The 23,777-nt window shown below is 68.7% G+C and carries 26 protein-coding genes and 1 pseudogene; 23 read left to right on the top strand and 4 right to left on the bottom strand.

Features of this window, described 5'->3' with window-relative positions; all coding sequences use genetic code 11:
* Positions 1-119 precede the first annotated feature (119 nt).
* The 7 genes from infA to CXY76_RS14320 all read left to right on the top strand — a co-directional run bounded on the left by infA (position 120) and on the right by CXY76_RS14320 (position 4,975).
* Complete coding sequence (gene infA, locus CXY76_RS14350; protein ID WP_022883252.1) at positions 120-341, top strand: translation initiation factor IF-1; 222 nt, start codon at positions 120-122, stop codon at positions 339-341.
* A 67-nt stretch (positions 342-408) separates the two neighbouring features.
* Entirely contained in the window at positions 409-522 is a 114-nt protein-coding gene (rpmJ, locus tag CXY76_RS14345) for a 50S ribosomal protein L36 (RefSeq protein WP_035834639.1), read from the top strand.
* 160 nt (positions 523-682) lie between these two features.
* On the top strand, positions 683-1,057 hold the full coding sequence (gene rpsM, locus CXY76_RS14340; RefSeq protein ID WP_066597575.1) for a 30S ribosomal protein S13: 375 nt from the start codon (positions 683-685) through the stop codon (positions 1,055-1,057).
* A gap of 43 nt (positions 1,058-1,100) precedes the next feature.
* Positions 1,101-1,499 carry a 30S ribosomal protein S11 gene (rpsK, locus tag CXY76_RS14335; RefSeq protein ID WP_104165716.1) on the top strand — a complete coding sequence of 133 codons (399 nt, stop codon included), beginning with the start codon at positions 1,101-1,103 and terminating at the stop codon, positions 1,497-1,499.
* A gap of 167 nt (positions 1,500-1,666) precedes the next feature.
* On the top strand, positions 1,667-2,656 hold the full coding sequence (locus CXY76_RS14330) for a DNA-directed RNA polymerase subunit alpha (RefSeq protein ID WP_066597571.1): 990 nt from the start codon (positions 1,667-1,669) through the stop codon (positions 2,654-2,656).
* 51 nt (positions 2,657-2,707) lie between these two features.
* Positions 2,708-3,217, top strand: coding sequence for a 50S ribosomal protein L17 (gene rplQ, locus CXY76_RS14325; protein ID WP_104165714.1), 510 nt, complete (start codon positions 2,708-2,710; stop codon positions 3,215-3,217).
* Positions 3,218-3,391: 174 nt separating this feature from the next.
* On the top strand, positions 3,392-4,975 hold the full coding sequence (locus CXY76_RS14320; RefSeq protein ID WP_104165712.1) for an MFS transporter: 1,584 nt from the start codon (positions 3,392-3,394) through the stop codon (positions 4,973-4,975).
* 11 nt (positions 4,976-4,986) lie between these two features.
* Here CXY76_RS14320 and CXY76_RS14315 read toward each other — a convergent pair whose 3' ends face one another.
* Entirely contained in the window at positions 4,987-6,978 is a 1,992-nt protein-coding gene (locus CXY76_RS14315; RefSeq protein ID WP_104165710.1) for an acyltransferase family protein, read from the bottom strand.
* Between the two features lie 62 nt (positions 6,979-7,040).
* Here CXY76_RS14315 and truA point away from each other — a divergent pair, with 62 nt between their 5' ends.
* The 4 genes from truA to glmM all read left to right on the top strand — a co-directional run bounded on the left by truA (position 7,041) and on the right by glmM (position 10,598).
* Entirely contained in the window at positions 7,041-8,024 is a 984-nt protein-coding gene (gene truA, locus CXY76_RS14310) for a tRNA pseudouridine(38-40) synthase TruA (RefSeq protein ID WP_369826153.1), read from the top strand.
* 191 nt (positions 8,025-8,215) lie between these two features.
* Complete coding sequence (rplM, locus tag CXY76_RS14305; protein WP_104165708.1) at positions 8,216-8,662, top strand: 50S ribosomal protein L13; 447 nt, start codon at positions 8,216-8,218, stop codon at positions 8,660-8,662.
* Positions 8,663-8,711: 49 nt separating this feature from the next.
* Positions 8,712-9,197: a 30S ribosomal protein S9 gene (gene rpsI, locus CXY76_RS14300; RefSeq protein WP_104165706.1), complete on the top strand. Its 486-nt coding sequence runs from the start codon at positions 8,712-8,714 to the stop codon at positions 9,195-9,197.
* Between the two features lie 24 nt (positions 9,198-9,221).
* The gene (gene glmM / locus CXY76_RS14295; protein WP_104165704.1) at positions 9,222-10,598 is read left to right on the top strand and encodes a phosphoglucosamine mutase; all 1,377 of its coding nucleotides are present in this window, start codon (positions 9,222-9,224) and stop codon (positions 10,596-10,598) included.
* Positions 10,599-11,320: 722 nt separating this feature from the next.
* On the opposite strand, the gene CXY76_RS14290 is transcribed toward glmM, so the two are convergent.
* Together CXY76_RS14290 and coaA are read right to left on the bottom strand one after the other, a co-directional pair.
* Entirely contained in the window at positions 11,321-11,833 is a 513-nt protein-coding gene (locus tag CXY76_RS14290; RefSeq protein ID WP_199190321.1) for a GNAT family N-acetyltransferase, read from the bottom strand.
* Positions 11,834-11,940: 107 nt separating this feature from the next.
* Positions 11,941-12,897 carry a type I pantothenate kinase gene (gene coaA, locus CXY76_RS14285; protein WP_088457150.1) on the bottom strand — a complete coding sequence of 319 codons (957 nt, stop codon included), beginning with the start codon at positions 12,895-12,897 and terminating at the stop codon, positions 11,941-11,943.
* A 33-nt stretch (positions 12,898-12,930) separates the two neighbouring features.
* On the opposite strand from coaA, the gene glmS reads away from it, so the two are divergent.
* The 11 genes and pseudogenes from glmS to CXY76_RS14230 all read left to right on the top strand — a co-directional run bounded on the left by glmS (position 12,931) and on the right by CXY76_RS14230 (position 22,055).
* Positions 12,931-14,781, top strand: coding sequence for a glutamine--fructose-6-phosphate transaminase (isomerizing) (gene glmS / locus CXY76_RS14280; RefSeq protein WP_104165702.1), 1,851 nt, complete (start codon positions 12,931-12,933; stop codon positions 14,779-14,781).
* A 108-nt stretch (positions 14,782-14,889) separates the two neighbouring features.
* On the top strand, positions 14,890-15,246 hold the full coding sequence (locus CXY76_RS14275; protein WP_104165700.1) for a holo-ACP synthase: 357 nt from the start codon (positions 14,890-14,892) through the stop codon (positions 15,244-15,246).
* A complete protein-coding gene (gene alr, locus CXY76_RS14270) occupies positions 15,243-16,400 on the top strand; it encodes an alanine racemase (RefSeq protein WP_104165698.1) in 1,158 nt (385 codons plus the stop codon). The genes CXY76_RS14275 and alr overlap by 4 nt, the downstream gene beginning before the upstream one ends.
* A 4-nt stretch (positions 16,401-16,404) precedes the next feature.
* Complete coding sequence (gene tsaE / locus CXY76_RS14265) at positions 16,405-16,902, top strand: tRNA (adenosine(37)-N6)-threonylcarbamoyltransferase complex ATPase subunit type 1 TsaE (protein WP_104165696.1); 498 nt, start codon at positions 16,405-16,407, stop codon at positions 16,900-16,902.
* Complete coding sequence (locus CXY76_RS14260) at positions 16,899-17,687, top strand: sulfite exporter TauE/SafE family protein (RefSeq protein WP_104165694.1); 789 nt, start codon at positions 16,899-16,901, stop codon at positions 17,685-17,687. Before tsaE ends, CXY76_RS14260 begins: the two co-directional genes overlap by 4 nt.
* A 179-nt stretch (positions 17,688-17,866) precedes the next feature.
* Positions 17,867-18,502 (top strand): tRNA (adenosine(37)-N6)-threonylcarbamoyltransferase complex dimerization subunit type 1 TsaB, encoded by a 636-nt coding sequence (tsaB, locus tag CXY76_RS14255; protein WP_104165691.1) that lies wholly within the window; start codon positions 17,867-17,869, stop codon positions 18,500-18,502.
* Positions 18,502-18,885 (top strand): annotated as a pseudogene (locus CXY76_RS14250) (GNAT family N-acetyltransferase); the annotation flags it as partial. The gene tsaB and the pseudogene CXY76_RS14250, both read left to right, overlap by 1 nt.
* 209 nt (positions 18,886-19,094) lie before the next feature.
* Complete coding sequence (tsaD, locus tag CXY76_RS14245; RefSeq protein ID WP_233199864.1) at positions 19,095-20,141, top strand: tRNA (adenosine(37)-N6)-threonylcarbamoyltransferase complex transferase subunit TsaD; 1,047 nt, start codon at positions 19,095-19,097, stop codon at positions 20,139-20,141.
* Positions 20,142-20,308: 167 nt separating this feature from the next.
* The gene (locus CXY76_RS14240; RefSeq protein ID WP_104165689.1) at positions 20,309-20,734 is read left to right on the top strand and encodes a DUF4190 domain-containing protein; all 426 of its coding nucleotides are present in this window, start codon (positions 20,309-20,311) and stop codon (positions 20,732-20,734) included.
* 110 nt (positions 20,735-20,844) lie between these two features.
* Complete coding sequence (locus CXY76_RS14235) at positions 20,845-21,501, top strand: DUF4190 domain-containing protein (RefSeq protein ID WP_104165687.1); 657 nt, start codon at positions 20,845-20,847, stop codon at positions 21,499-21,501.
* Positions 21,502-21,539: 38 nt separating this feature from the next.
* Positions 21,540-22,055, top strand: a complete 516-nt coding sequence (locus CXY76_RS14230) for a DUF4190 domain-containing protein (protein ID WP_146073464.1) — start codon at positions 21,540-21,542, stop codon at positions 22,053-22,055.
* Between the two features lie 31 nt (positions 22,056-22,086).
* On the opposite strand, the gene CXY76_RS14225 is transcribed toward CXY76_RS14230, so the two are convergent.
* The gene (locus CXY76_RS14225) at positions 22,087-23,274 is read right to left on the bottom strand and encodes an SAM-dependent methyltransferase (RefSeq protein ID WP_104165683.1); all 1,188 of its coding nucleotides are present in this window, start codon (positions 23,272-23,274) and stop codon (positions 22,087-22,089) included.
* Between the two features lie 144 nt (positions 23,275-23,418).
* On the opposite strand from CXY76_RS14225, the gene groES reads away from it, so the two are divergent.
* Entirely contained in the window at positions 23,419-23,715 is a 297-nt protein-coding gene (gene groES, locus CXY76_RS14220) for a co-chaperone GroES (protein ID WP_066597535.1), read from the top strand.
* The last annotated feature ends 62 nt before the right edge of the window (positions 23,716-23,777 follow it).

Raw genomic sequence — 23,777 nt, 5'->3', positions numbered from 1 at the left:
GCCAAGGGCAATCGCATAGCATAGGATGAATCCTTGGTGTCTAAGACTGCCTTTACAGGCGTGTCTGGAGGCCACAATTCCCGCAAGACCAGCAACCAATACTTTAGCGATAGTGAGTTATGGCCAAAAAAGACGGTGTCATCGAGATCGAGGGCGCAGTAGTCGAAGCTCTTCCCAACGCGATGTTTCGTGTTGAGTTGACCAACGGCCACAAAGTTCTTGCCCACATTTCGGGCAAGATGCGTCAGCACTACATCCGCATCCTCCCTGAGGACCGCGTGATCGTGGAACTGAGCCCTTACGACCTGACCCGCGGTCGGATCGTATACCGCTACAAGTAAGCGTTGCTGTAAGTAACGGCCCGCGGCATTCCGTGGGTACGAAGACAGCGAATACAAGGACACACCCATGAAGGTCAAGCCCAGCGTCAAGAAGATCTGTGACAAGTGCAAGGTCATCCGCCGTAACGGCAACGTGATGGTCATCTGCGAGAACCCGCGTCACAAGCAGCGTCAGGGCTAGGTCTCGACAAGCTCGACCAGCGATGGTCGTTCTCGAGATCCACGCACGACACAACTAAATACATAGCAGTGCCGGGAACCCCTCGGGGTGACACCATCGGTTGGAGGCCGATGCACAGGTACTGCTACAGACCTCCACTCATCCCACAGGAGAAGCCACAATGGCACGTCTAGCCGGCGTAGACATTCCGCGCGATAAGCGCGTGGAAGTTGCACTTACTTACATTTTCGGTGTTGGCCGTACGAGGGCACTCAAGACCCTCGCCGACGTCGAGATCGATGGAAACATTCGCGTCAAGGACCTGACTGACGAGCAGCTCGTCCAGCTCCGCGACTACATCGAAGGAACCTTCAAGATCGAGGGTGACCTTCGCCGTGAGATCGCCGCTGACATCCGCCGCAAGGTCGAGATCGGTAGCTACGAAGGTATTCGTCACCGCAAGGGCCTGCCCGTTCGCGGCCAGCGCACCAAGACCAACGCTCGTACCCGCAAGGGCCCGAAGCGCACCGTAGCCGGCAAGAAGAAGGCGCGCTAGGCCTCGGCCCAGCCCGTCACGCCTCTAGGATTCAGGAGAAATCATGGCAGCACCAAAGTCGGCCGTACGGAAGCCGCGTAAGAAAGAAAAGAAGAACATTGCTGTGGGCCAGGCCCACATCAAGAGCACGTTCAACAACACCATCGTCTCGATCACCGACCCCACCGGTGCGGTCATCAGCTGGGCGTCCTCAGGTGCAGTCGGCTTCAAGGGTTCGCGCAAGTCGACCCCGTTCGCCGCTCAGCTGGCCGCCGAGTCGGCTGCCCGCCAGGCGCAGGAGCACGGCATGAAGAAGGTTGACGTCTTCGTCAAGGGACCGGGCTCAGGCCGCGAAACGGCTATCCGTTCGCTGCAGGCCGCTGGCCTCGAAGTTGGCTCGATCAACGACGTGACGCCTCAGGCCCACAACGGTTGCCGTCCCCCGAAGCGCCGCCGCGTTTAATTCCTTTCAGTGACTGGCGATTGGGCTTGTCTGGGTCGAAAGATCCGGGCAGGCTCACTCGCCGTTCACCGCGACAGGGCCGCTTCTCGCGGACCCGTCGAGACTCACAATTTCACAACTCGCCACTAAGTGTCATATAGCGGACACTTCGCCGAAAGGAATCAATAGTGCTTATTGCACAGCGCCCCACGCTCACCGAAGAGAACATCTCGGAGTTCCGGTCCCGGTTCGTCATCGAACCGCTCGAGCCTGGCTTCGGCTACACCCTCGGTAACTCGATGCGCCGCACCCTGCTTTCCTCGATTCCCGGCGCTGCTGTCACCAGCATCCGCATCGATGGTGTGCTTCACGAATTCAGCACCGTTCCCGGGGTCAAGGAAGATGTCACCGAGATCATCCTGAACATCAAGGGACTCGTCATCTCCTCCGAGCACGACGAGCCGATCACCGCGTACCTGCGCAAGCAGGGCTCCGGCCAGGTCACGGCCGCCGACATCTCGGCTCCGGCCGGCGTCGAGGTTCACAACCCCGAGCTCGTCATCGCGACCCTGAACGACAAGGCCAAGTTCGAACTCGAACTGACCATCGAGCGTGGCCGTGGCTACGTGTCGGCTACCCAGAACCGCAACGAGTACTCCGAGGCCGGCCAGATTCCGGTCGACTCGATCTACTCGCCGGTTCTCAAGGTGACCTACCGTGTCGAGGCAACTCGTGCCGGTGAGCGCACTGACTTCGACCGCCTCGTCGTTGACGTGGAGACCAAGTCGGCTATCTCGCCCCGCGACGCCATCGCATCCGCCGGTCGCACGCTGACCGAGCTGTTCGGTCTGGCCCGCGAGCTGAACACCGCCGCTGAGGGCATTGAGATCGGCCCCGCGCCGGTCGACGCCGTCCTCTCCACCGAGCTGTCCGTGCCGATCGAAGACCTCGATCTGTCCGTGCGCTCGTACAACTGCCTCAAGCGCGAAGGCATCAACAACGTCAGCGAACTGGTCGCCCTCTCGGAGACCCAGCTGATGAACATCCGCAACTTCGGTCAGAAGTCGGTGGATGAGGTCAAGGACAAGCTCGTAGAGCTCGGCCTGTCGCTGAAGGATTCTGTGCCCGGCTTTGACGGTGCGCACTTCTACAGCGGTTACGACGAAGAAACCATCTAAGGCTCGTCGTTCCTCGACGCCTTTCGACTTTGATACTGGAGATTACCGATAATGCCTAAGCCCACTAAGGGAGCCCGTCTCGGTGGCGGACCGGCGCACGAGCGCCTGATGCTCGCGAACCTGGCTGCCGCCCTGTTCACCCACAAGTCCATCAAGACGACCGAGACGCGCGCCAAGCGCCTGCGTCCGGTTGCCGAGCGCCTGGTGACCTTCGCCAAGCGTGGCGACCTGCACGCTCGTCGTCGCGTTCTCGCGACGATCGGCGACAAGACCGTCGTGCACGAGCTCTTCACCGAGATCGCGCCCCAGGTTGCGCTGCGCGATGGCGGCTACACCCGCATCACGAAGCTCGGCTTCCGCAAGGGCGACAACGCCTCCATGGTGCAGATGGAACTCGTTCTCGAGCCCGTCACGCCCAAGGCGAAGCCGGCCAAGGCCTCCGCAGCGAAGGCGTCCGCGCCCGTCGCCGAGGAGACCCCGGTTGAGGCACCCGAGGCCGAGGTCGTCGAGACCGAGACCGTCGAGGCCGACGCTGAGGCTCCCGCTGAGGAAGCCAAGTAGCACCAGCTTCACCCGCTGTACCTGAAAGGGCCCGACTCCGGTCGGGCCCTTTTTGCGTGCCCGGATGCCGCCCGAGCCGGATGGGCCGCATTGTGCCGGTCCCTAGAGGGGGACATACTGACCGTGCGAGTGACCGGACGAGTCCGTTGCCGACCTCGAAGCGAGTTGGTGAGCATGACAAACGATGCCAAGGTTGCGCCGTTCAACGGCCGGCTCGCCCTCCTGCTGGCCATGGCCATGTTCGTCCTGGTTGTGGACACGTCGATCATGAATGTGTCCATCTCTGCCGTCGTGGAGGACATTGACGTCGCCGTCAGCGACATCCAGTCGACCATCGCGCTCGAGGCGCTGGTTTCTGCCGCGTTCATCCTCATCGGCAGCAAAGTCGGCGACCTCATCGGGCGCAAACGTGCGTACGTGCTCGGCCTCATCGGGTATGCGATTGGGGCCATCGCCATGGTCCTGGCACAGAGCATTGTTCCGATCATTGTCTTCTGGGCGGTGATCGGCGGAATCGGGGCCTCGCTGCTGCTGCCGGCCATGCAGTCGCTCATCCACGGCAACTTCGAGGGGGCAGACCAAAAGCGGGTCTACGCGCTCGTCGGCGCGTCCGCGGCGATCGCCGCCGCCGTCGGCCCGCTCCTCGGCGGGTTCATCACCACCTTTCTCTCCTGGCGGGTGGCCTTCCTGCTCGAGGCCGTCATCATCGTGATCGTGCTCTCTGGAATCAGGCTCGTGCACGACGTGCCGTACACGGGCTCCCGGCACGTCGACGTCGTGGGTTCCATTCTCTCCGTCGTCGGAATGGGCGGAATCGTGCTCGGCATCCTGATCTGGCAGGAAGGGGGCGAGCGGGTGTTGATCGTCCTGGTCGTCGGGGCTGCCGCGCTCGTGGGCCTCGGCACCTGGCTTGTGCGGCGCAAGCGCCGCGGACAGGCGACCCTGATCGATCCGGACCTGCTGCGGGTGAAGACCTTCCGGTTCGGCATCACCCAGCAGATGCTCCAACAGATCGCGCTCGGCGGCACCATGATCGTTCTGCCGCTCTACCTTCAGATGGTGCTCGAGTACAACGCCCTGGGGGCGGGCCTCTCGATCGCGCCACTGTCGCTGAGCATGTTCGCGATTGCGATGATCGCCGGGAACCAGGCGGGAAAACGGCGCCCGGCCAGCCTGGTGAGGTGGGGCTTCGTGCTGCTGGCCGTTGGGCTGCTCGCGCTCATCCCATTGGTGCCACGGGCTGACTCCGGCTGGTGGCTCCTGCCGCCGCTGGTCGTGGCCGGTTGCGGCCTCGGGTTGCTCGTCTCGCAGCTCAACAACTACTCGCTCTCTCCCATCTCGGATGAGCGGGTGAGCGAGGCCGCCGGGGTCAACTCGGCTGCCGGGTCATTCGGCTTGTCGTTCGGCCTGGCCTTCGCGGGGGCGATCATGCTCGCGGCCCTCGCCCCCATCTTCACCACTATGGCCTCCAACAGCACGGTGCTTCCGGAGGCCGAACAGGCCCAGGTGGCGCAGGCCCTCGACGAGGACGCGCAGGTGCTCAGCAACACTGCGCTCGAAGAACTGCTCGTCGACCAACCCGAGGAGATCCAGGACGAGATCATTCGCATCAACACCGAGGCGCGGCCCATAGCCCTGCAGATCGCCTTGCTGATCCCGATCCTCGCCGCCCTCAGCGGTGTGGTCATCTCCTTCAGGATGATGCGCATCCCCGACCCCGTGCCCTCCGGTGCCGCGGAGCGAATGGACCTCGGCTGACCTCGGGTGGGTCAGCGGATGCGGAAGGCCTGCAGGGTGTCGGCGCCGGGCGCGCGGCTCGGTGCGGCGCCGGGCAGTCGGTCGAGAGCGACCGCCACCGAATCGGCGTAGATCGCCCCGCCGGTGGGACCGGGGTGGATGCCGTCGTCGGCGAGCACGTCCACGTGCGGGGCGATCGCACCGCTCCAGTCGGCCAGCACGACCTGGCTGCGGCGCGCCGAGAAGTCCGCCAGCTCCGAGTTGACGCCCGCGGTCCAGTCCCGGTCCGCGAAGGCGTTCACCACGATCAGCTCGCGGGAGGGACCGATCACCCGCATGATGGCGGCGAGGTCGGCCGGGTCGACGGGGCCGTTGGTGCCCAGGCCCACCAGCACCACGGGACGCAGGGTGCCCGCGGCGCGCTGTGCGGCGAGGATCTCCGGGGCGGCGTCCATGCCGCGGGACACGGCGGCATCGATCGTGATGCCGGGAAACTCGGCCTGCAGCTCGGCGGCGGAGGCGAGCATCACGGAATCCCCGACGGCGGTGATGTTCGACCCCCTGGTGGCCTCAGCGCCGCCACCGGCGGCCTGCGCGGCGGCATCCTGGGCGGCCTGCGCCTGCGCGGCCTGCGCGGCCTGGGCGAGCGCCTGCTGGCCGCGCAGCACCTCGGCCTGGGCCGTCGTGACGGCGGGCGCCGTGACCACGGATGCGACGGTGCCCGCCAGCAACATCAGCACGGCGGCCCCGGCCAGCGTCAGTGCCGCGACCGGTCGGTATCGGCGCAGGGTGTGCGGCGCAGACTCCCGCGAGGTGACCCGGCCGCGCAGCCGGCCGACCGCGCCGCGAAGGCCCAACCGACGGATCGGCATCTCAAGCCATCGGTGCGAGACCGCCGCGGCGACCAGCGCCAGCACCAGGGTGAGCAGTCCGGTTGCCGCGACACTCGCCGGGCCACGGCCGAACGGCGCCACGAGCTGCGTCAGCACCAGGAGCGGCCAGTGCCAGAGGTAGAGGCCGTAGGAGCGTTCACCGAGGTAGCGGAGCGGCCCGGTGTCGAGCATCCGCCCGAACCGGCCGTCGGCCAGGCCGGCCCAGATCGACACGGCGGTGAGCACGCTCACCAGCAGGAGGCCGCCCCGGTAGGTGGCGGTGGCGTCTGCGGGCAGCCAGATCGCGGCGGCGACCAGGCCGACCACCGCGGCGGCGCCCCACCAGGGCCGTGTCACGGTGGAGAACCGGCGTGCGGCCCTGGCGGCAGTCGACGCCGCAACCGCGGTGCCCCCGAGCGCCGTGACCGGCCCGAGCGGGCGCAGCAGCAGGGCCAGGCCGGCGCCGATGAGCAGGCCGAAACTGTGGGTGTCCGAGCCGTAGTACACCCGGGTGGGGTCGCTGCCCGGGACGAAGCCGACGCCCATCCACGCGGCCGATGCGAGCGCGAGGCCCGCGACGAGGGCCAGGCGCAGGCCCGGCCGGCGGATCCGCAGCACCAGCAGGAGCAGCAGCGGCCAGACCAGGTAGAACTGTTCCTCCACGGCCAGCGACCAGAGGTTGCGGAGCAGCTCGGGCTGGCCGGCGCCGAAGTAGCTGGTGTGCGCGGCCATCGACACCCAGTTGTAGCTGAACGTCGCGGCGCCGAGCAGCTTCCAGCCCAGGCCCACGAGCACGTCGCCGCCGAGCAGCCAGGCTGCCGAGCAGGCCACCAGCACCACCGGCACCAGAGCCGGCACCAGACGCCGGGCCCGGCGCAGCCAGAACTGCCGTGGCGAGAACCGGCCGGTGCGGTCGTGTTCGGCCACGATCAGGCCGGTGATCAGGAAACCGCTGATCACGAAGAAGATGTCGACGCCGATGAAACCGCCCTGCAGCACCGGCGGGAACAGGTGGTAGACGAGGACCAGTGTGACGGCGAGGCCCCGGAGGCCGTCGAGGCCGCTGAGCCGGCGGCCCGCCGGAACGCCCGGGTCGGAAACGGCGACAGCTGTGGCGCGGGAGCGGGGCGCGGTGCGAAGGAGACTGGTCATAACTGTGCGGCCTGAGACGGCCCGTCCAACGATAACCCGGCCCGGCCTCTACACTGACCTCTGTGAGTGTTCCCGAGCCCGTCGACGGCGCCCTTCCGCTGGTGCTGGCCGAGCTCAACCCGGATGGCGCCCTGGCGGAGCCGTCCGATTCGATGCCGCCAGCAGGCTCCAGCCGCATCCGCCTCGACATCGGCTACGACGGAACCGACTTCTTCGGCTGGGCCGTACAGCCGGGCTACCGCACCGTGCAAGGCCAGATCGAGGAGGGCCTCGGCGCCATCCTCAAACGCCACCAGCCCACCCCCACCCTCGTGGTCGCCGGGCGCACCGACTCCGGCGTGCACGCGCTGGGCCAGGTGGCCCACTTCGACCTCAATCCCGACCAGGTCAACGCCCTCGTGCGGGTCAAGCGGGGCAAGGCCGCACCCAGGTTCCCCAACGAGCTGGCCACGATGGTGCAGCGCCGGCTCGGCGGCATCCTGGTCACCCAGCCCGAAATCGTGATCCACCGGGCCAGCCTGGCCCCGGTCGGTTTCGACGCCCGGTTCTCCGCCCTCTGGCGCCGCTACGAATACCGCATCTCCGACACCGGCGCGTTGCGCGACCCGTTGCAGCGGCTGCGCACCACCTGGCACGGCTTCAAGCTGGACCTCGCCTCGATGCAGGAGGCCGCGCACACCCTGATCGGGCTGCACGACTTCGCCACCTATTGCAAGCCGCGCCCCGGCGCCACCACCATCCGCACCCTGCAGTCCTTCGAGTGGCGGCGTGACCCCGACGGGGTGCTCGTGGCGACCCTGCAGGCCGATGCGTTCTGCCACTCGATGGTGCGCGCCCTGGTGGGCGCCTGCGTGTCGGTGGGGGAGGGCAAGCTGGTGGGCACCCGGCTGGTGGACCTGCGCATCGAGCGGGCCCGCACCAGCGAATTCAAGGTGATGCAGGCGCACGGCCTGACCCTGATGGAGGTGGGCTACCCGGAGGACGCGGGGATGGCCATCCGTGCCGCGCAGACCCGCGCCCGCCGGGAACTGCCCGAAGACGAGTAAGCGTCGCCGGGCGAGTTTGCCGGGCGGAGTTGTGCCGGGTGCGGGTCGTGAACTAGAGTTGCTCCTTGGTGTCTGAGCGTTGCAGCCAGGCACACGAACGTGAGCCCTCCATCGATCGTGTTCTCTTCGAGAACACACCCGGAGCGGGATTCACGAACACCTCCGTTCGAAAACAAGAAAGCAGCACAACAGTGACGCGCACCTACACTCCCAAGGCAAGCGAACTCCAGCACGACTGGGTCGTTATTGATGCCACCGACATCGTTCTGGGTCGGCTCGCCAGCCACGCCGCGATTCTTCTTCGCGGCAAGCACAAGGCGACCTTCTCCCCCCACATGGATGGTGGCGACTTCGTCATCATCATCAACGCCGAGAAGATTGCCCTGACCGGCAAGAAGCTCGACCTCAAGATGGCGTACCGCCACTCCGGTTACCCGGGCGGCCTCACGGCCACGAACTACTCGGAGATGCTCGAGAAGCACCCCACCCGTGCGGTAGAAAAGGCGATTCGCGGCATGCTGCCGAAGAACTCGCTCGGCCGTGCACAGCTGCTGAAGCTCAAGGTCTACGCAGGCCCGAGCCACCCGCACGCTGCGCAGCAGCCCACGCCGTACACCCTCAGCCAGGTCGCTCAGTAGCGTCGGCCCCAGACTTCTCGATATCTAAGAAAAAAGGATTCACACCATCGTGGCGAAGATCGCAGACCAGATTGACGCAGCTCCCGAGAGTTTCACCACCGAGACTCCCGCTGAAGTTGCAACCAAGGCGCCCCGCGCCGTCCTCAACGTTCCCGGCGCAGCCGTGGGCCGTCGCAAGCAGGCCATCGCCCGCGTGCGCATCGTCCCCGGCGCCGGCAAGATTGTCGTCAACGGGCGCGAGCTCGACGACTACTTCCCGAACAAGCTGCACCAGCAGCTGATCAACGACCCGTTCAAGGTCCTCGACCTCATCGGCAGCTACGACGTCATCGCCCGCATCACCGGTGGTGGCCCGTCCGGCCAGGCCGGCGCGCTGCGCCTCGGCATCGCCCGCTCGCTGAACCAGATCGACGAAGAGAACAACCGCGCCATCCTCAAGAAGGCCGGCTTCCTCAACCGTGACGCTCGCGTCAAGGAGCGCAAGAAGGCCGGACTCAAGAAGGCCCGCAAGGCGCCTCAGTTCTCGAAGCGCTAACCCGTTAGTCGAGTTAGTACACCCATGGCTCGACTATTCGGCACGGACGGCGTCCGGGGCCTGGCTAACCGTGATCTCACGGCTGGCCTGGCCCTGGGCCTCGCCCAGGCGAGCGCCGTAGTGCTCACCAGCGGCCGCCGCGCAGAGGAACGACGTGCCCAGGGCCGTCGTCCCGTCGCCGTGGTCGCCCGCGACCCCCGCATTTCCGGTGAATTCATCACCTCCGCCGTTGCAGCAGGCTTGGCCAGCTCCGGCGTGGACGTGTTGGACGCCGGCGTCATCCCGACGCCCGCCGCCGCGTTCCTCATCGCCGACATCGGCGCAGACTTCGGCGTGATGATCTCCGCCTCGCACAACCCTGCGCCCGACAACGGCATCAAGTTCTTCAACTTCGGCGGCACCAAGCTTCCCGACGACGTCGAGGACCGCATCGAAGCGGTACTCGACGCGGGGGACCAGCTCCTCACCCCGATCGCCGGCGACGTCGGACGCATCCGTCGTTTCGCCGACGCCGAGGACCGCTACGTCGTGCACCTGCTCGGCACCCTGCCGCACCGGCTCGACGGCATCCACGTGGTGCTGGACTGCGCCCACGGCGCGGCGGCCGGCGTGTCCCCGCAGGTCTTCACGGATGCCGGCGCCCGGGTCACCGTGATCGGCGCCGACCCCGACGGCCTCAACATCAACGACGGCGTGGGTTCCACCCACCTCGACAACCTCGCCCGCGCGGTGCTCGAACACGGCGCCGACGTGGGCATCGCCCATGACGGCGACGCCGACCGCTGCCTGGCCGTGGACCGCGACGGCAACATCGTCGACGGTGACCAGATCATGGCGATCCTGGCCGTGTCGATGGCCGAGCGCGGTGTGCTCAAGGACCGCACCCTGGTGGCGACGGTGATGAGCAACCTGGGCCTGAAGAAGGCCATGGCCGCCAACGGCATCAACATGATCGAGTCGAAGGTCGGCGACCGTTACGTGCTCGAGGAACTCGACGCCCACGGGCTGTCGCTCGGCGGCGAGCAGAGCGGTCACGTCATCATGACCAGGTTCGCCACCACCGGCGACGGCATCCTCACCGGGTTGCACATCGTGGCCGAGATGGCCCGCACCGGCAAGACCCTGGCCGAGCTGGCCAGCGTGATGAAGGTGTTCCCGCAGATCCTCGTGAACGTGCGCGGCGTCGACCACCACGCGCTCGCCGGCGACGAGGTCATTGCTCAGGCCGTGCGCGGCGCCGAAGCCGAACTCGGCGACACCGGCCGGGTGCTTCTGCGCCCCTCCGGCACCGAGCCGATGGTGCGGGTCATGGTGGAAGCCGCCGACCAGCCCACCGCCGACCGCCTGGCCCACGCCCTGGCCGACGTCGTGCAGTCCCGCCTGGCCCTGCAGCCCAGCTAGCTCTCGACAGGCTCGATCAGCGGGTGGTGGCGACCGTCTCGTTGGTCGAGCTTGTCGAGACCTGGTGACCTGTTCTCGCGAGCGCGGGTGGGCGCGACCGTCTCGTTGGTCGAGCTTGTCGAGTCCTGGTGACCTGTTGTCGCGAGCGCGGATTGGTTCGCGGGATCTCGACAGGCTCGATCGGCGGGTGGTGGCGACTGTCTCGTTGGTCGAGCTTGTCGAGACCTGGTGACCTGTTGTCGGGAGCGCGGATCGGTTCGCGGGATCTCGACAGGCTCGATCAGCGGGTGGGCGTGACCGTCTCGTTGGTCGAGCTTGTCGAGACCTGGTGATCTGTTCTCGCGAGCGCGGATCGGTTCGCGGGATCTCGACTGGCTCGATCAGCGGGTGGGCGCGACTGCCTCGTTGGTCGAGCTTGTCGAGACCTGATGACCTGTTCTCGCGAGCGCGGATCGGTTCGCGGGATCTCGGCAGGCTCGATCAGCGGGTGGTGGCGACCGTCTCGTTGGTCGAGCTTGTCGAGACCTGGTGACCTGTTCTCGCGAGCGCGGATCGGTTCGCGGGATCTCGACAGGCTCGATCAGCGGGTGGGCTCGATCAGCGGGTGGGCGCGATCAGCGGGGGAGCGGCGTACCGATCGTGTAGCGCACGTGGCGGCGGAGCGGCGAGGCCTCCGGCAGCTTCGGGTGATCGAACTCGCCCGCTACATGCAGGCCCAGCCGTTACATCACGCTCCGCGAGCGGATGTTGACGACCGCGGTGATCGAGTTCACCTCCGCCAGCCCGAGGGTCTCGAAGCCGAACCGCAGGGCCGCCGTCGCCGCCTCGGTGGCGAATCCGTGCCCCCAGGCCGACTGCGCCAGCCGCCAGCCCACCTCGACCTCGCCGGAACCGGAGACGCCCTCGAGCATCGGCGCGAGACCGGTGAAGCCGATGAACTCGCCGGTGTCCAGACGTTCCAGCGCCCACAGGCCGTAACCGTGCACGTCGAACATGACATCGGCCCGGGCCGCCAGGGCATCACTCTGTTCGTGGCTCAGGGGCGCCGGGAAGTAGCGCATCACCTCGGCATCCGCGTTGAGCTGGGCGAACGGTTCGCGGTCGGTGTCGCGCCAGCGCCGCAGGATCAGCCGCTCGGTGCGCACCTCGAAGTCCATCGCTCCACCGTAGCCGAGCCGCCGCCATCCGCTGCCCGCGCCCGCCGCATCCGCCGCACCGGCCGGGCTGCGGCGCAACTGGTGCCGCTGCGGACTTGTGCACCCGGTGTGCCGGGACCATTTGTCCGCAGCGGGCACAGTTGCGGACGGCGGCCAGCGGACTGGGTTGGGCGAGCAGCCGCGGGTCAGACCTTGCGCAGCAGCACCTTGTCGACGGTGTGGTCGGAGTCCTTGCGCAGCACCAGGGTGGCGCGGGAGCGGGTGGGGCGGATGTTCTGCAGCAGGTTGGGCTCGTTGATGCTGCCCCAGATGGTGCGGGCGCGGGCCCGGGCCTCGTCCTCGCTGAGGGAGGCGAACCTGTGGAAGAACGACTTGGGGTTCGTGAACGCACCGCGCTGCAGCCGCAGGAACCGCTCCTCGTACCAGCGAGAGATGTCGGAGGTGCGGGCATCCACGTAGATGGTGAAGTCGAACAGGTCGCTCACCGCGAGCCCGTGCCCGGGGGCGGGCGGTTGCAGCACGTTCAGGCCCTCGACGATGAGTATGTCGGGCTGGCGCACGACGACCTGCGCGTCGGGCACGATGTCGTAGTTCAGGTGCGAGTAGAACGGGGCGCGCACCTCGGCGGCGCCGCTCTTGATGGCGCTGACAAACCGCAGCAGCGTGCGCCGGTCGTACGACTCCGGGAAGCCCTTGCGTTCCATCAGGCCACGGCGGGCCAGTTCGGCGTTGGGGAAGAGGAACCCGTCGGTGGTGACCAGTTCCACCCGGGGGGTGTCTTCCCAGCGGGCCAGGAGCTCCCGCAGCAGCCGGGCGATGGTGGACTTGCCCACCGCGACGGAACCGGCCACGCCGATCACGAACGGGGTGCGCTGGGCGCGTTCACCGAGGAAATCGCTGGTGTCGCGGTGCAGCTTGCGGGCTCCCGCGGCGTAGAGGTTGAGCAGCCGGCTCAACGGCAGGTAGACATCCGACACCTCGTTGATGTCGAGCGGCTCACCCAGGCCGCGCAGCTGCACGACCTCGGTCTCCCGCAACGGCAGCCGCGTCGAGGGTGCGAGGGATGCCCACACAGCACGGTCGAGCTCCACAAAGGGGGTGCTGTGACCGTTATTACTGGGGCTCACCACCGGCTCGGACATCCAGACAAGCATAGTGCGACTAAAATCAGGGCCATGTGCGGAATCGTAGGATATGTCGGAGACAATAAAAGCGTCGAGGTCCTCATGGGAGGTCTCCGTCGACTCGAGTATCGGGGGTATGACTCCGCGGGAATCGCGGTGATCGACGACGCCGGTGTGCTCAACACAGCCAAGCGCGCCGGCAAGCTCGCGGTGCTCGCCGCCGAGCTCAAGACTCACCCGATCAACAACGGGCGTACCGGCATCGGGCACACCCGGTGGGCCACCCACGGTGGTCCGACCGACGAGAACGCGCACCCGCACCTGGGTGACGACGGCAAGCTCGCCCTCATCCACAACGGCATCATCGAGAACTTCTCGCCGCTCAAGGACGAACTCCTCGCCGAGGGTTACGCCTTCGAGAGCGAAACCGACACCGAGGTGGCCGCCGTGCTGCTCGGCCGCGAATACCAGCGCGTCGGCGACCTGGGCGAAGCGTTCCGCACCGTCGTCGCGCGCCTGGACGGCGCCTTCACGCTGCTGGCCGTGCACCAGGACCAGCCCGGCGTCGTCGTCGGCGCCCGCCGCAACTCGCCGCTGGTGATCGGCCTGGGCGACGGCGAGAACTTCCTCGGCTCCGACGTCGCCGCGTTCGTGGAGTACACCCGCCGTGCCGTCGCGATCGGCCAGGACCAGATCGTGACCATCACCCCCGACCTCGTCACCGTCACCGACTTCTTCGGCGCCCCCGTCGAGGTCGAAGAATTCGACATCGCCTGGGATGCCTCCGCCAGCGACAAGGGCGGCTGGTCCAGCTTCATGGCCAAGGAGATCTCCGAGCAGCCGGATGCCGTCACCAACACCCTGCGCGGCCGCATCCACGACGGCCAGGCCGTGGTGCCTGAGCTCGAGGCCTTCGGCGACGACGTGCTCGCCGGCATCCGCCGCATCGTGATCGTGGCCTGCGGCACCGCCGCGTACGCCGGCCAGACCGCCAAGTACGCCATCGAGAAGTGGGCGCAGGTGCCGGTGGACGTCGAACTCAGCCACGAGTTCCGTTACCGCGACCCGGTGCTCACCCCGGACACCCTGGTGATCTCGATCAGCCAGTCCGGCGAAACCATGGACACCCTGATGGCCGTGAAGTACGCCCGCGAGGCCGGCGCCAAGGCCATCTCGATCTGCAACACCCAGGGTGCCACCATTCCCCGCGAGTCCGACGCCGTGATCTACACGCACGCCGGCCCCGAGGTCGCCGTCGCATCGACGAAGGGGTTCACCGGCCAGATCGCCGCGCTCTACCTCTTCGCCCTGCACCTGGCGCGGGTGCGCAACACCCTGTCTCCGGAGGAGCTGGCCGAGCAGGTTCGCGAGCTGCAGGCCATCCCGGAGAAGATCGCCACCACCCTGCTGCAGGAGAATGCCGTGCGTCAGCTCGCGGTGTGGATGACCGACTCGCGCGCCGTGCTCTTCCTCGGCCGCCACGTGGGCTTCCCGATCGCGCTCGAGGGTGCGCTCAAGCTCAAGGAGCTCGCCTACATCCACGCCGAGGGTTTCGCCGCCGGCGAGCTCAAGCACGGCCCGATCGCGCTGATCGAACCCGGCCAGCCGGTCTTCGTCGTGGTGCCGAGCCCGCGCGGTTCCGCGCACCTGCACCCCAAGGTGGTCTCCAACATCCAGGAGATCCGCGCCCGCGGCGCACGGATCATCGCGATCGCCGAACAGGGTGACGCCGCGGTGCTGCCGTTCGCGGACACCGTGTTCCACATCCCGCTCGCCGGCCCCCTGTTCGAGCCGCTGCTTGCCGTGGTGCCGCTGCAGATGTTCGCCATCGAGCTGGCCACCGCCAAGGGCCTCGACGTCGACCAGCCGCGCAACCTGGCGAAGTCAGTCACGGTCGAATAGGCCAGTAGAACAGGCCACGGATGCCCAGGGCTCGCCACGTCATCGCCTCGCGATGGCACCGGGTCCTGGGCATTTCGCTGGGAACAGCACACAGGGATTGAGCAGACCATGATCAAGGGCATCGGCGTCGACATCGTCGACCTGGCACGCTTCGACAGGCAGGTGGCCCGCACGCCCGGGCTGGTGCCGCGGCTGTTCGCGCCGGCCGAGCGCACCCTGCCGACGCACTCGCTGGCGGCCAGGTTCGCCGCCAAGGAGGCCCTGATCAAGGCCCTCGGCGACAGTGTGGGAGCCAGCTGGCAGGAGATGGAAGTGGTCTCGGACCCGCACGGCAACCCGTCCTTCGCGCTGACCGGGGCCGTGCAGTCCGCGTTCGCCGCCCGAGGCATAACGAGCGCGCACCTGAGCCTGACCCACGACGCCGGGGTGGCCTGCGCGTTCGTGGTCCTGGAGGGCGACTCATGACCGACTTCCGTGAGGCCGTCATCGACCTCGGCGCGGTGCAGGCCAACGTGGAACACCTGCGCAGCCTGATCGGCACCCGGCACACCATGGCCGTGGTCAAGGCCAACGGCTACGGCCACGGCGCCGTTCCGGTGGCCCGCGCCGCCCTCGCCGGCGGCGCGGACTGGCTCGGCGTCGCCGACATCGACGAGGCCCTCGCCCTGCGCGCCGCCGGCATCGACGCGCCGCTGCTGGCCTGGCTGCACGGCCCGGACTCCGACTTCGCCGCCGCCATCAGCGCCGATATCGACCTCGGACTCTCGTCGGCGCTGCAGGTGCGCCAGGTCGCGGCGGCCGCCACCACGCTGGGCCGGCCCGCATCCGTGCAGATCAAACTCGAGACCGGCCTCAACCGCAACGGCGTCGACGAATCGGACTGGGCCGAGGTGCTGGGCCTGGCCGCCGCGTTCGAGCGGGTCGACCGGCTGCGGGTGCGCGGCCTGTTCAGCCACCTGGCCAACACCTCGCCCGGCGACGACCTCGCCGCCATCGCCAGCTTCGGCCGCGGCCTGGAGGCCGCCACCGCCGCCGGACTCACCATCGACCTCGCCCACCTGGCCTCAACGGCCGCCGCCCTGCGCCTGCCCGCCGCGCGCTACTCGATGGTGCGGCTGGGTATCGGCATCTACGGGCAGTCCCCGTTCGCCGACGCGGATGCCGCCGACCTCGGCCTCACCGCGGCCATGACCCTGCGCGGCCGGGTCGCTGCCGTGCGCCGGGTCGCCGCAGGCGAGGGCGTCTCCTACGACTTCCTGTGGCGCGCCGCCGCGGACACCACCCTCGCCCTGGTGCCGCTGGGCTACGCCGACGGGGTGCCCCGGCAGGCCATGAACGCCGCCAGGGTGGCCATCAACGGCACCCAGTACCCCGTGGTGGGGCGTGTCGCGATGGACCAGTTCCTCGTTGACGTTGGCGCGGACCCCGTCGCCGTCGGCGACGTCGTGGTGCTGTTCGGCGACGCCGCGGCCGGGGTGCCCACCGCCGCCGAGTGGGGCGCCGCCGCGGGAACCATCAACTACGACATCGTCACCCGGGTGGGCGCCAGGGTGCCCCGCCGGTATGTCGGACCTGGGTCCCTGACCGGTGTCGACACCGCCGAAACCCCGAGGCCGTAACCCGATGCGCCGCACCATCGCCGACCCCGAAACGATGCACGCGTTCGGCCTGGAACTGGCCGGGCTGCTGCGCGCCGGCGACCTGATGGTGCTCACCGGCCCGCTCGGCGCCGGCAAGACCACCTTCACCCGCGGCCTCGGCGAGGGCTTGCGGGTGCGCGGCGCGGTCACCAGCCCCACCTTCGTGCTCGCCCGCACGCATCCGAGCACGATCGGCGGACCGCCGCTGGTGCACGTGGATGCCTACAGGCTGAGCAGCGCGATGGAGCTCGACGACCTCGACATCGACTTCGCCCGCTCGATCGTGGTGGTGGAGTGGGGCCGCGGCCTGCTCGAGGGGATCACCGAATCGTGGCTGGACGTGGAGATCGAGCGTCCGCTCGGCGCCTCCCAGGCGTCGTTTGGCGCCGACACTGACGACACCGTCGCCCTGGACCTGCCCGAACCGCGCACCGTCACCGTGACCGGCCACGGGCCGCGATGGCAGGACGGCCTCGCATGACCGCCGCCCGCCCGACGGGCGCCTGGTACTGGATAGCCCTGGTCTTCACCGGCCTCATCGGCGGACTGCTCTCCGGAGTGTTCGGGGTCGGCGGCGGCATCGTGATGGTGCCCCTGCTCATCTCGCTGGTGCGGATGGACCAGCGTCGCGCCGCCGCGACATCGCTCGCGGCGATCGTGCCCACCTCCATCGTGGGGTCGCTCACCTACCTCGTCAACGGTCACATCGACCTCGTCGCCGGCGCCATCATCGCGGCCGGGGCGGTGGTGGGCTCGGTGATCGGCACCAACCTGTTGCGGCGCATCCCGCTGTTCTGGCTGCGCTGGTTGTTCATTGCGTTGCTGATCCTGGTGGCCGTGCGCATGGTGCTGGTGGAACCCGAACGCGGCAGCGCCCTCGAGCTGAACTGGATCGTGGTGCTCGGCTACCTCGCTCTGGGCCTGGCGATGGGCATCGCCTCGGGCCTATTCGGCATCGGCGGGGGAGTGATCGCGGTGCCGGCCCTCGTGGCGGTGTTCGGCGTGAGCGACCTCATCGCCAAGGGCACCTCGCTGCTGGTGTTGGTGCCCACGAGCATCGTCGGCACCGTCGCGAACACCCGCGCCCGGCTCGTGGACCTGCCGGCCGGCCTCGTGGTGGGCGTGGCCGCCACCATCGCGGCCGTGCCCGGGGTGGCGCTAGCCCTGCTGATCCCGCCGCGGCTCTCCAGCATCCTGTTCGCCGTGCTGCTGCTGCTCGCCGCCGCGCAGCTCACCGTGAAGGCCATCCGCACCAAGCGCCCCTAACGCGCCCCCGCCCGGTCGCCCCCGCCCGGTCCGGCCCGCCCGAAGCGAACTGGTCCCGGTACGGACATGTGCACCCGGTGTGCCGGGACCAAATGTCCGCACCGGGACCAGTACGGGTGAACCGCGAGCCGGCGAGGCGCCCGGCGGGCGGAGGCGCCGGGGCCGCATAGGCTGGACGGGTGCTCCTCGCCATCGATACCTCCGCCGGCACCAGCGTCGCCGTCGTCGACCTGACCCACGGCGTACTCGCCGAACGCGGCGTCCCCGACACCATGCGCCATGCCGAGGTAATCGGCCGCCTCATCCAGGAGTGCCTGACCGAGGCCGCCATCCCCGTCTCGGCGCTCTCCGGCGTCGTCGGCGGCATGGGCCCAGGCCCGTTCACCGGCCTCCGCGTCGGCATCGCCGCCGCCCGGGTCTTCGCCCTCGGCATCGACCGACCCCTCGTTCCCGTCGTCAGCCACGACGCCATCGCCTACGGCGCCTACCGCACCGGCCACACCGGCCCACTGCTCGTGGTCACCGACGCCCGCCGCCGCGAGGTCTACTGGTCCGCATACAGCGGGGCGGATGCCCAGCACCTGCCGGTGCGCATCGGCGACCCGACCCTGGCCAAACCGGCCGAGCTGCTCGAGGCCGACTTCGTGCACGCCGGCCTGCCCCGCCTCGACGCCGCCACCATCTCGGCCGGCGACCTGGGGATGGTCGCCGAGCTCGCCTTCGCCGCCGGGCACTCGTTCGCCCCCGACGAGGCGCTCTACCTGCGCTCACCCGACGTGACGGTGTCCAAAAACGGCCCCAAGCGGGTGAGCTGATGACCTGGCAGCTGCGCCGCGCCAGGCCCGCCGACGTCGAGGCGATCATGGCCCTGGAGACGCACATCTTCGAAAACGACGCTTGGTCCACCGAGATGATGGCCCGCGACGTCGCCGACCCCGGCTGCTACTACCTGGTCGCCTTCCCACCGGACTCCCCGGAGCACATCGTCGCGTACGCCGGGCTGCAGGCGGCGTTGCGGTCGCCCGAGAGCGACATCCAGACCATCGCCGTCGCCGAGGAGGCTCGCGGCCGCGGGCTCGGCCGGGTGCTCATGCTCAGCCTGATCACCGAGGCCCGCAAGCGCGGCGCCCGCGAGACCTTCCTCGAGGTGCGCGCCGACAACCCCGGCGCCCAGCACTTGTACCGCTCGCTCGGCTTCGAAGACCTCGGCGTGCGCCGGGGCTACTACCAACCAGACAACGTGGATGCGATCGTGATGCGCCTGCCCATTCCGCCCGCCGAAATGCAGTTCACGGATGCCGCCGCCGCGCCCGCCCCAACCGCGACAGAACCCGCCGAGCNCCCGCCGAGCCCGCCCCCGCCGCATCCGCCGCCCCGGCCCGCCCGCTCAACCGCACCAACCCGCTGGTGCTGGGCATCGAGACCTCGTGCGACGAAACCGGTATCGGCATCGTGCGCGGCACCACCCTGCTCTCCAACACCATCGCCTCGTCGATGGACGAGCACGCCCGCTACGGCGGCGTCGTGCCGGAGGTCGCTGCCCGCGCCCACCTCGAAGAGATGGTGCCCGCCATCCACGCGGCCGTCGCCGAAGCCGGCATCCGGCTCGACGAGATCGACGCCATCGCCGTCACCAGCGGACCCGGCCTCGCCGGAGCGCTCATGGTCGGTGTCGGCGCCGCCAAGTCGCTCGCGGTGGCGCTGGACGTGCCGATCTACGCCGTCAACCACCTCGTCGGTCACGTGGGCGCCGACCTGCTGCGCGGCGAGGGCGTCGACACGGATGCGCCGCTGGAGTACCCCACCATCGCGCTGCTGGTCTCCGGCGGGCACACCTCTCTGCTGCTGGTGCGCGACCTGGTCTCCGACGTGGAGCTTCTCGGTGAGACCATCGACGACGCCGCCGGCGAGGCCTTCGACAAGGTCGCCAGGTTGCTCGGTCTGCCCTACCCCGGCGGCCCCCAGATCGACAGGGTCGCGGCGACCGGTGACCCCACCGCCATCCGTTTCCCCCGCGGCCTCAGCCACCAGAAAGACGTCGCCAAGCACCGCTACGACTTCTCCTTCTCCGGCCTGAAGACCTCGGTGGCCCGGTGGGTGGAGCAGAAGCGCGACGCCGGCGAAACCGTGCCGATCAACGACGTCGCGGCCAGCTTCCGGGAGGCCGTCGTTGACGTGCTGCTCACCAAGGCGGTCGCGGCCTGCACCGACTTCGGGGTGCCCCGGCTGCTGCTCGGCGGCGGTGTGATCGCCAATGCGCGGCTGCGCCAGGTGGCCCAGGAGCGCACGGATGCGGCCGGTATCGCGCTGCGAATCCCGCCCCTGTCGCTCTGCACCGACAACGGTGCCATGATCGCGGCGCTCGGTGCGCAGCTGATCATGGCCGGGCACGCGCCCTCCAGCCTCGATTTCGGGGCGGATTCCACTCTCCCGGTGGACCTCATTCAGGCCTGAAACCGCACCTCACCAAGAGTTTCTCGCGCGGACGCGATACTGTGGCCGTGGGGGTTTTGCGCAGAGCCAGCACGTTGACACCCCCACGGCGCGGGTGCCACTATGGCACCCATCGCACCCAGCATCCCTGCGTCCCCTACGTTGCACCCACGTGAAGGAGTCACCCCATGACCGACCCGAACCAGCCCCCGGTGAACAAGCCGGACTCGAACGAGCCCACCCCGCCGCCGGCATACACCCCGCCCGCGCCGCCGGCCTACGGCGCAGCACCGGCCGCTCCGGCCTATGGCGCCGCACCCGCCGCCCCGCAGGCCTACGCTCCGCAGGGCTACGGGCAGCCGGCCGCAGGCGAGAGATGGAATGTCCTCGCGATCATCTCCCTGGTCAGCGCGTTCTTCGTCTCCCTCGCCGCCGTCATCTGCGGCCACATCGCGCTCAGCCAGATCAAGCGCACCGGTGAAAAGGGCCGTGGACTGGCGATCGCCGGCCTCGTGCTCGGCTACCTCGGCCTGATCGCCGGCCTCATCTTCTTCCTGGTCTTCATCGGCGTGATCATGGCCGGGATCAACGAGGGCAGCTACACCACCTACTAGAAGCTCGGCAGACCGAGCGTGTCGGCCCGCCCCAGGCCGCCGGGCCGCCCGTCCGGGCGGCCGGGCGGTCTGGACACACACCAAGCGTTCACAGGAAAGGACCGACGATCATGACCGATCCGAACACACCACATCCCGAGGTTCCCCAGGTTCCCAACGTGCCGCAGGTTCCCGACGTGCCGCAGGTTCCCGACTTCCCGCAGGACAGCGCGGCCGGCGACCCGCCGGAACGCCCGAGCGGTCCCGCCGGCGACGCCGAGCCGTCCTCGCCTGGCGCGCCACCGCCCCCGCCGGTGAATCCGGCCGGCCAGCCGACGCCGCCGCCCGCCTACGGCCCGCCGGCCACAGGCCAGGGCACGCCGCCGCCGTATGGCTCGCCGCCGCCGGGCTACACGCCGCCCGGCTCCGGTTACGGCACGCCGCCGCCATCGGGCAGCCCCGCCGCCGGCTACTACGCGGGCCAGCCGGGGATGCCGTCGGCCACCAAACAGCCGATCCTCAGCATCCTGTCGATGGTCGCCGGTGTCATCGGCATCCTCGGCTCCCCGGTCGCGTTCTTCCCGATCTTCGGCGGCATCCTCGCCGTCATCCTGCCCGCCGCGGCCGTGGTCCTGGGTTTCATCGCCCGCAACAAGGAGCCGAACGGCAAGGGCTTCTGGCTGACGGGGATCATCACCGGCTTCGTGGGCATCGCCCTGGCGCTTCTGAGCATTCTGCTCTGGGCGCTGGTGTTTGCGAGCGTGCCGATGAACAATTACAACTACTAACCGCACCACGCGGTTAGTCGAGAAAAGAGTCACCACGCATGTCGCAGTCCGGGCAGCCCGACACCCGGGCGGAGCGGGAGCAGCCACACCCGCCCGCCGGGACGCCGGCGTTGTCGCGCGCACAGGCGCGGGCTGCGGAGGCGAGGATCGTGGAGGCCCGGGCCGCCGAGGTTCGGACGCCCGCCGGGCCTTCGCGTAACCTGACCCGGCCGCCGGTCGCCGGCGAACTCGCCTACGAGTCGACAATCACCGCGCCCACCGAGTGGGTGCCCTACGTGTACACCACCGCCGAGATCCAGACCCACGCGGCCCGCCGCGGACTCAGCGTCGCCGCCGCGGTCTGCGGGGTGCTCGGGGTGCTGGCCGGGATCTTCGTGATCTGGGGGGCGCCCCTGAGCATCGCCGCGGTGGTGCTCGCCCTGGTCGCCCGGTACGTGGAGCGCCGCTCCGGCGGCCTCTGGATCCTGGGCCTGCTCAGCGGCGTGCTGGGCATCCTGATGGCGGTGCTGTGGTTCGTCGTGATCACCCAGATGCTGCCCGCCTACTTCGGCTGAGCCGCACCCCGACCAGTCGCCCCGGTGGCGGTCAGACCCGTTCCACCAGCAGCGCCACCTTGTGCCCGGCCGCGCGTGTCATCACCAGGGTGCCCGATTCCGGGCCCTTGAGCTTCAACCGGGTGCGCAGGGTCGCCGGGTCAATGTCCACGCCGCGCTTCTTGATCTCCAGGGTGCCGATCTTGCGCTCGGCCAGCGCCACCCGCAGCTTCTTCTCGTCGGTGGGCAGCACCTCCAGCACCCGGAACGCCGTGGCGAACGGGGTGCGCGTGAGGGTCGGGCTGGTCAGGTAGGCCAGGCCCTCGCTGAGCATCGACGCGTCCATCGACCTGGCGAGGTCGCCGATCAGCCGGGCGCGGATGACGGCGCCGTCGGGTTCGTACAGGTAGTCGCCGAGCTCGCCGACGCCCACATCCTCGCTGTCGGCCGGTGCGGTCAGCTCGGCGACGCCGTCCTTGGTGAGCAGCAGCGCCGACCGGCGGATGCCCGGCCGTGCGAGCGCGCCGAACCACAGCCCCATCTCCACCAGCTTGCCGTCCACCGACACCCACTGGGCCTCGGCGGTCTCGGGGATCTGGTCACGGTCGTGGCCGGGACCGAGCTTGACGCCAACCGGCATCCGTTCGGCCAGGGCGTAGACGTCGTCCAGGTTGGGGGAGTAGTCCTCGGACCGGGTGAGCCGGCTGGTGTTGCCGTGCCCGGCGGTGCGACGGGCCGGGTCGAACCACAGCGCATCGAACTCGGTCGGGTCGACGCTGGACGCGTCGGCGCAGACCACGGAGGAGCTCGGGAACGGGGCCAGGTTGAAGCTGGCGACCGTGGCGGTGACCTCGTCGACGTCGATCGCGGTCACGGTCAGCTCCATCGCGGCCATCGCCATGGCGTCGCCGCCGATGCCGCAGCCCACGTCGGCGACCCGGTTGAGACCGGCCTCAACGAACCGGCCGGCGTGCAGGGCGGCCACCCGCAAGCGGGTGGCCTGCTCCAGGCCGGCCTCGGTGAACAGCATCCGGCTGGCGAAGTCGCCGAACTTGGCGGTCGCCTTCGCCCGCAGCCGGGACTGGTAGAGCACTGCGTTGACCAGGGCGGGGGAGTGCCCGGCCTTGCGGAGGGCGCTGACCGTGCGCACGACGTCGGCACCGGCCTCGTAGGCGGGCAGGGAATCCAGCAGGCGCAGGCCTTCGGGTGAGAGCAGCTCAACGAGCTCGGCGCGATCCATCACGCAAACCTATCAAGCCAAACCGGGCCGCACCCCGAGCACTCTGGCACTCACGTTGCGTGAGTGCCAGTTGCGCCCTAAACTCGACTCAGCACTCTCGCTGTGAGTCTGCTAACTACGTCTTAGCTAAGAAAGAGGTCAACCGTGTCGGTCTCCATCAAGCCGCTCGAAGATCGCATCGTCATCAAGCAGGTGGATGCAGAACAGACCACCGCTTCCGGACTTGTGATCCCGGACACCGCCAAAGAGAAGCCCCAGGAAGGCGAAGTTGTCGCCGTCGGCCCCGGCCGCATTGACGACAACGGCAACCGCATCCCGCTCGACGTCGCCGTCGGCGACAAGGTGATCTACTCCAAGTACGGTGGAACCGAAGTCAAGTTCGGTGGCGAGGACCTCCTCGTTCTGTCGGCTCGCGACGTTCTCGCGGTCGTCGTTCGCTAGTCACACCGCATATCGTTGAATCCCGGATGGCCTCGGCCGTCCGGGATTTTTCGCGTCCAGAG

The organism is Cryobacterium sp. N22, from assembly GCF_002929555.1.
GTDB lineage: Bacteria > Actinomycetota > Actinomycetes > Actinomycetales > Microbacteriaceae > Cryobacterium.
Note: the sequence above shows the minus strand (reverse complement) of the source record. Positions and strands in the feature narration are given on the sequence as shown.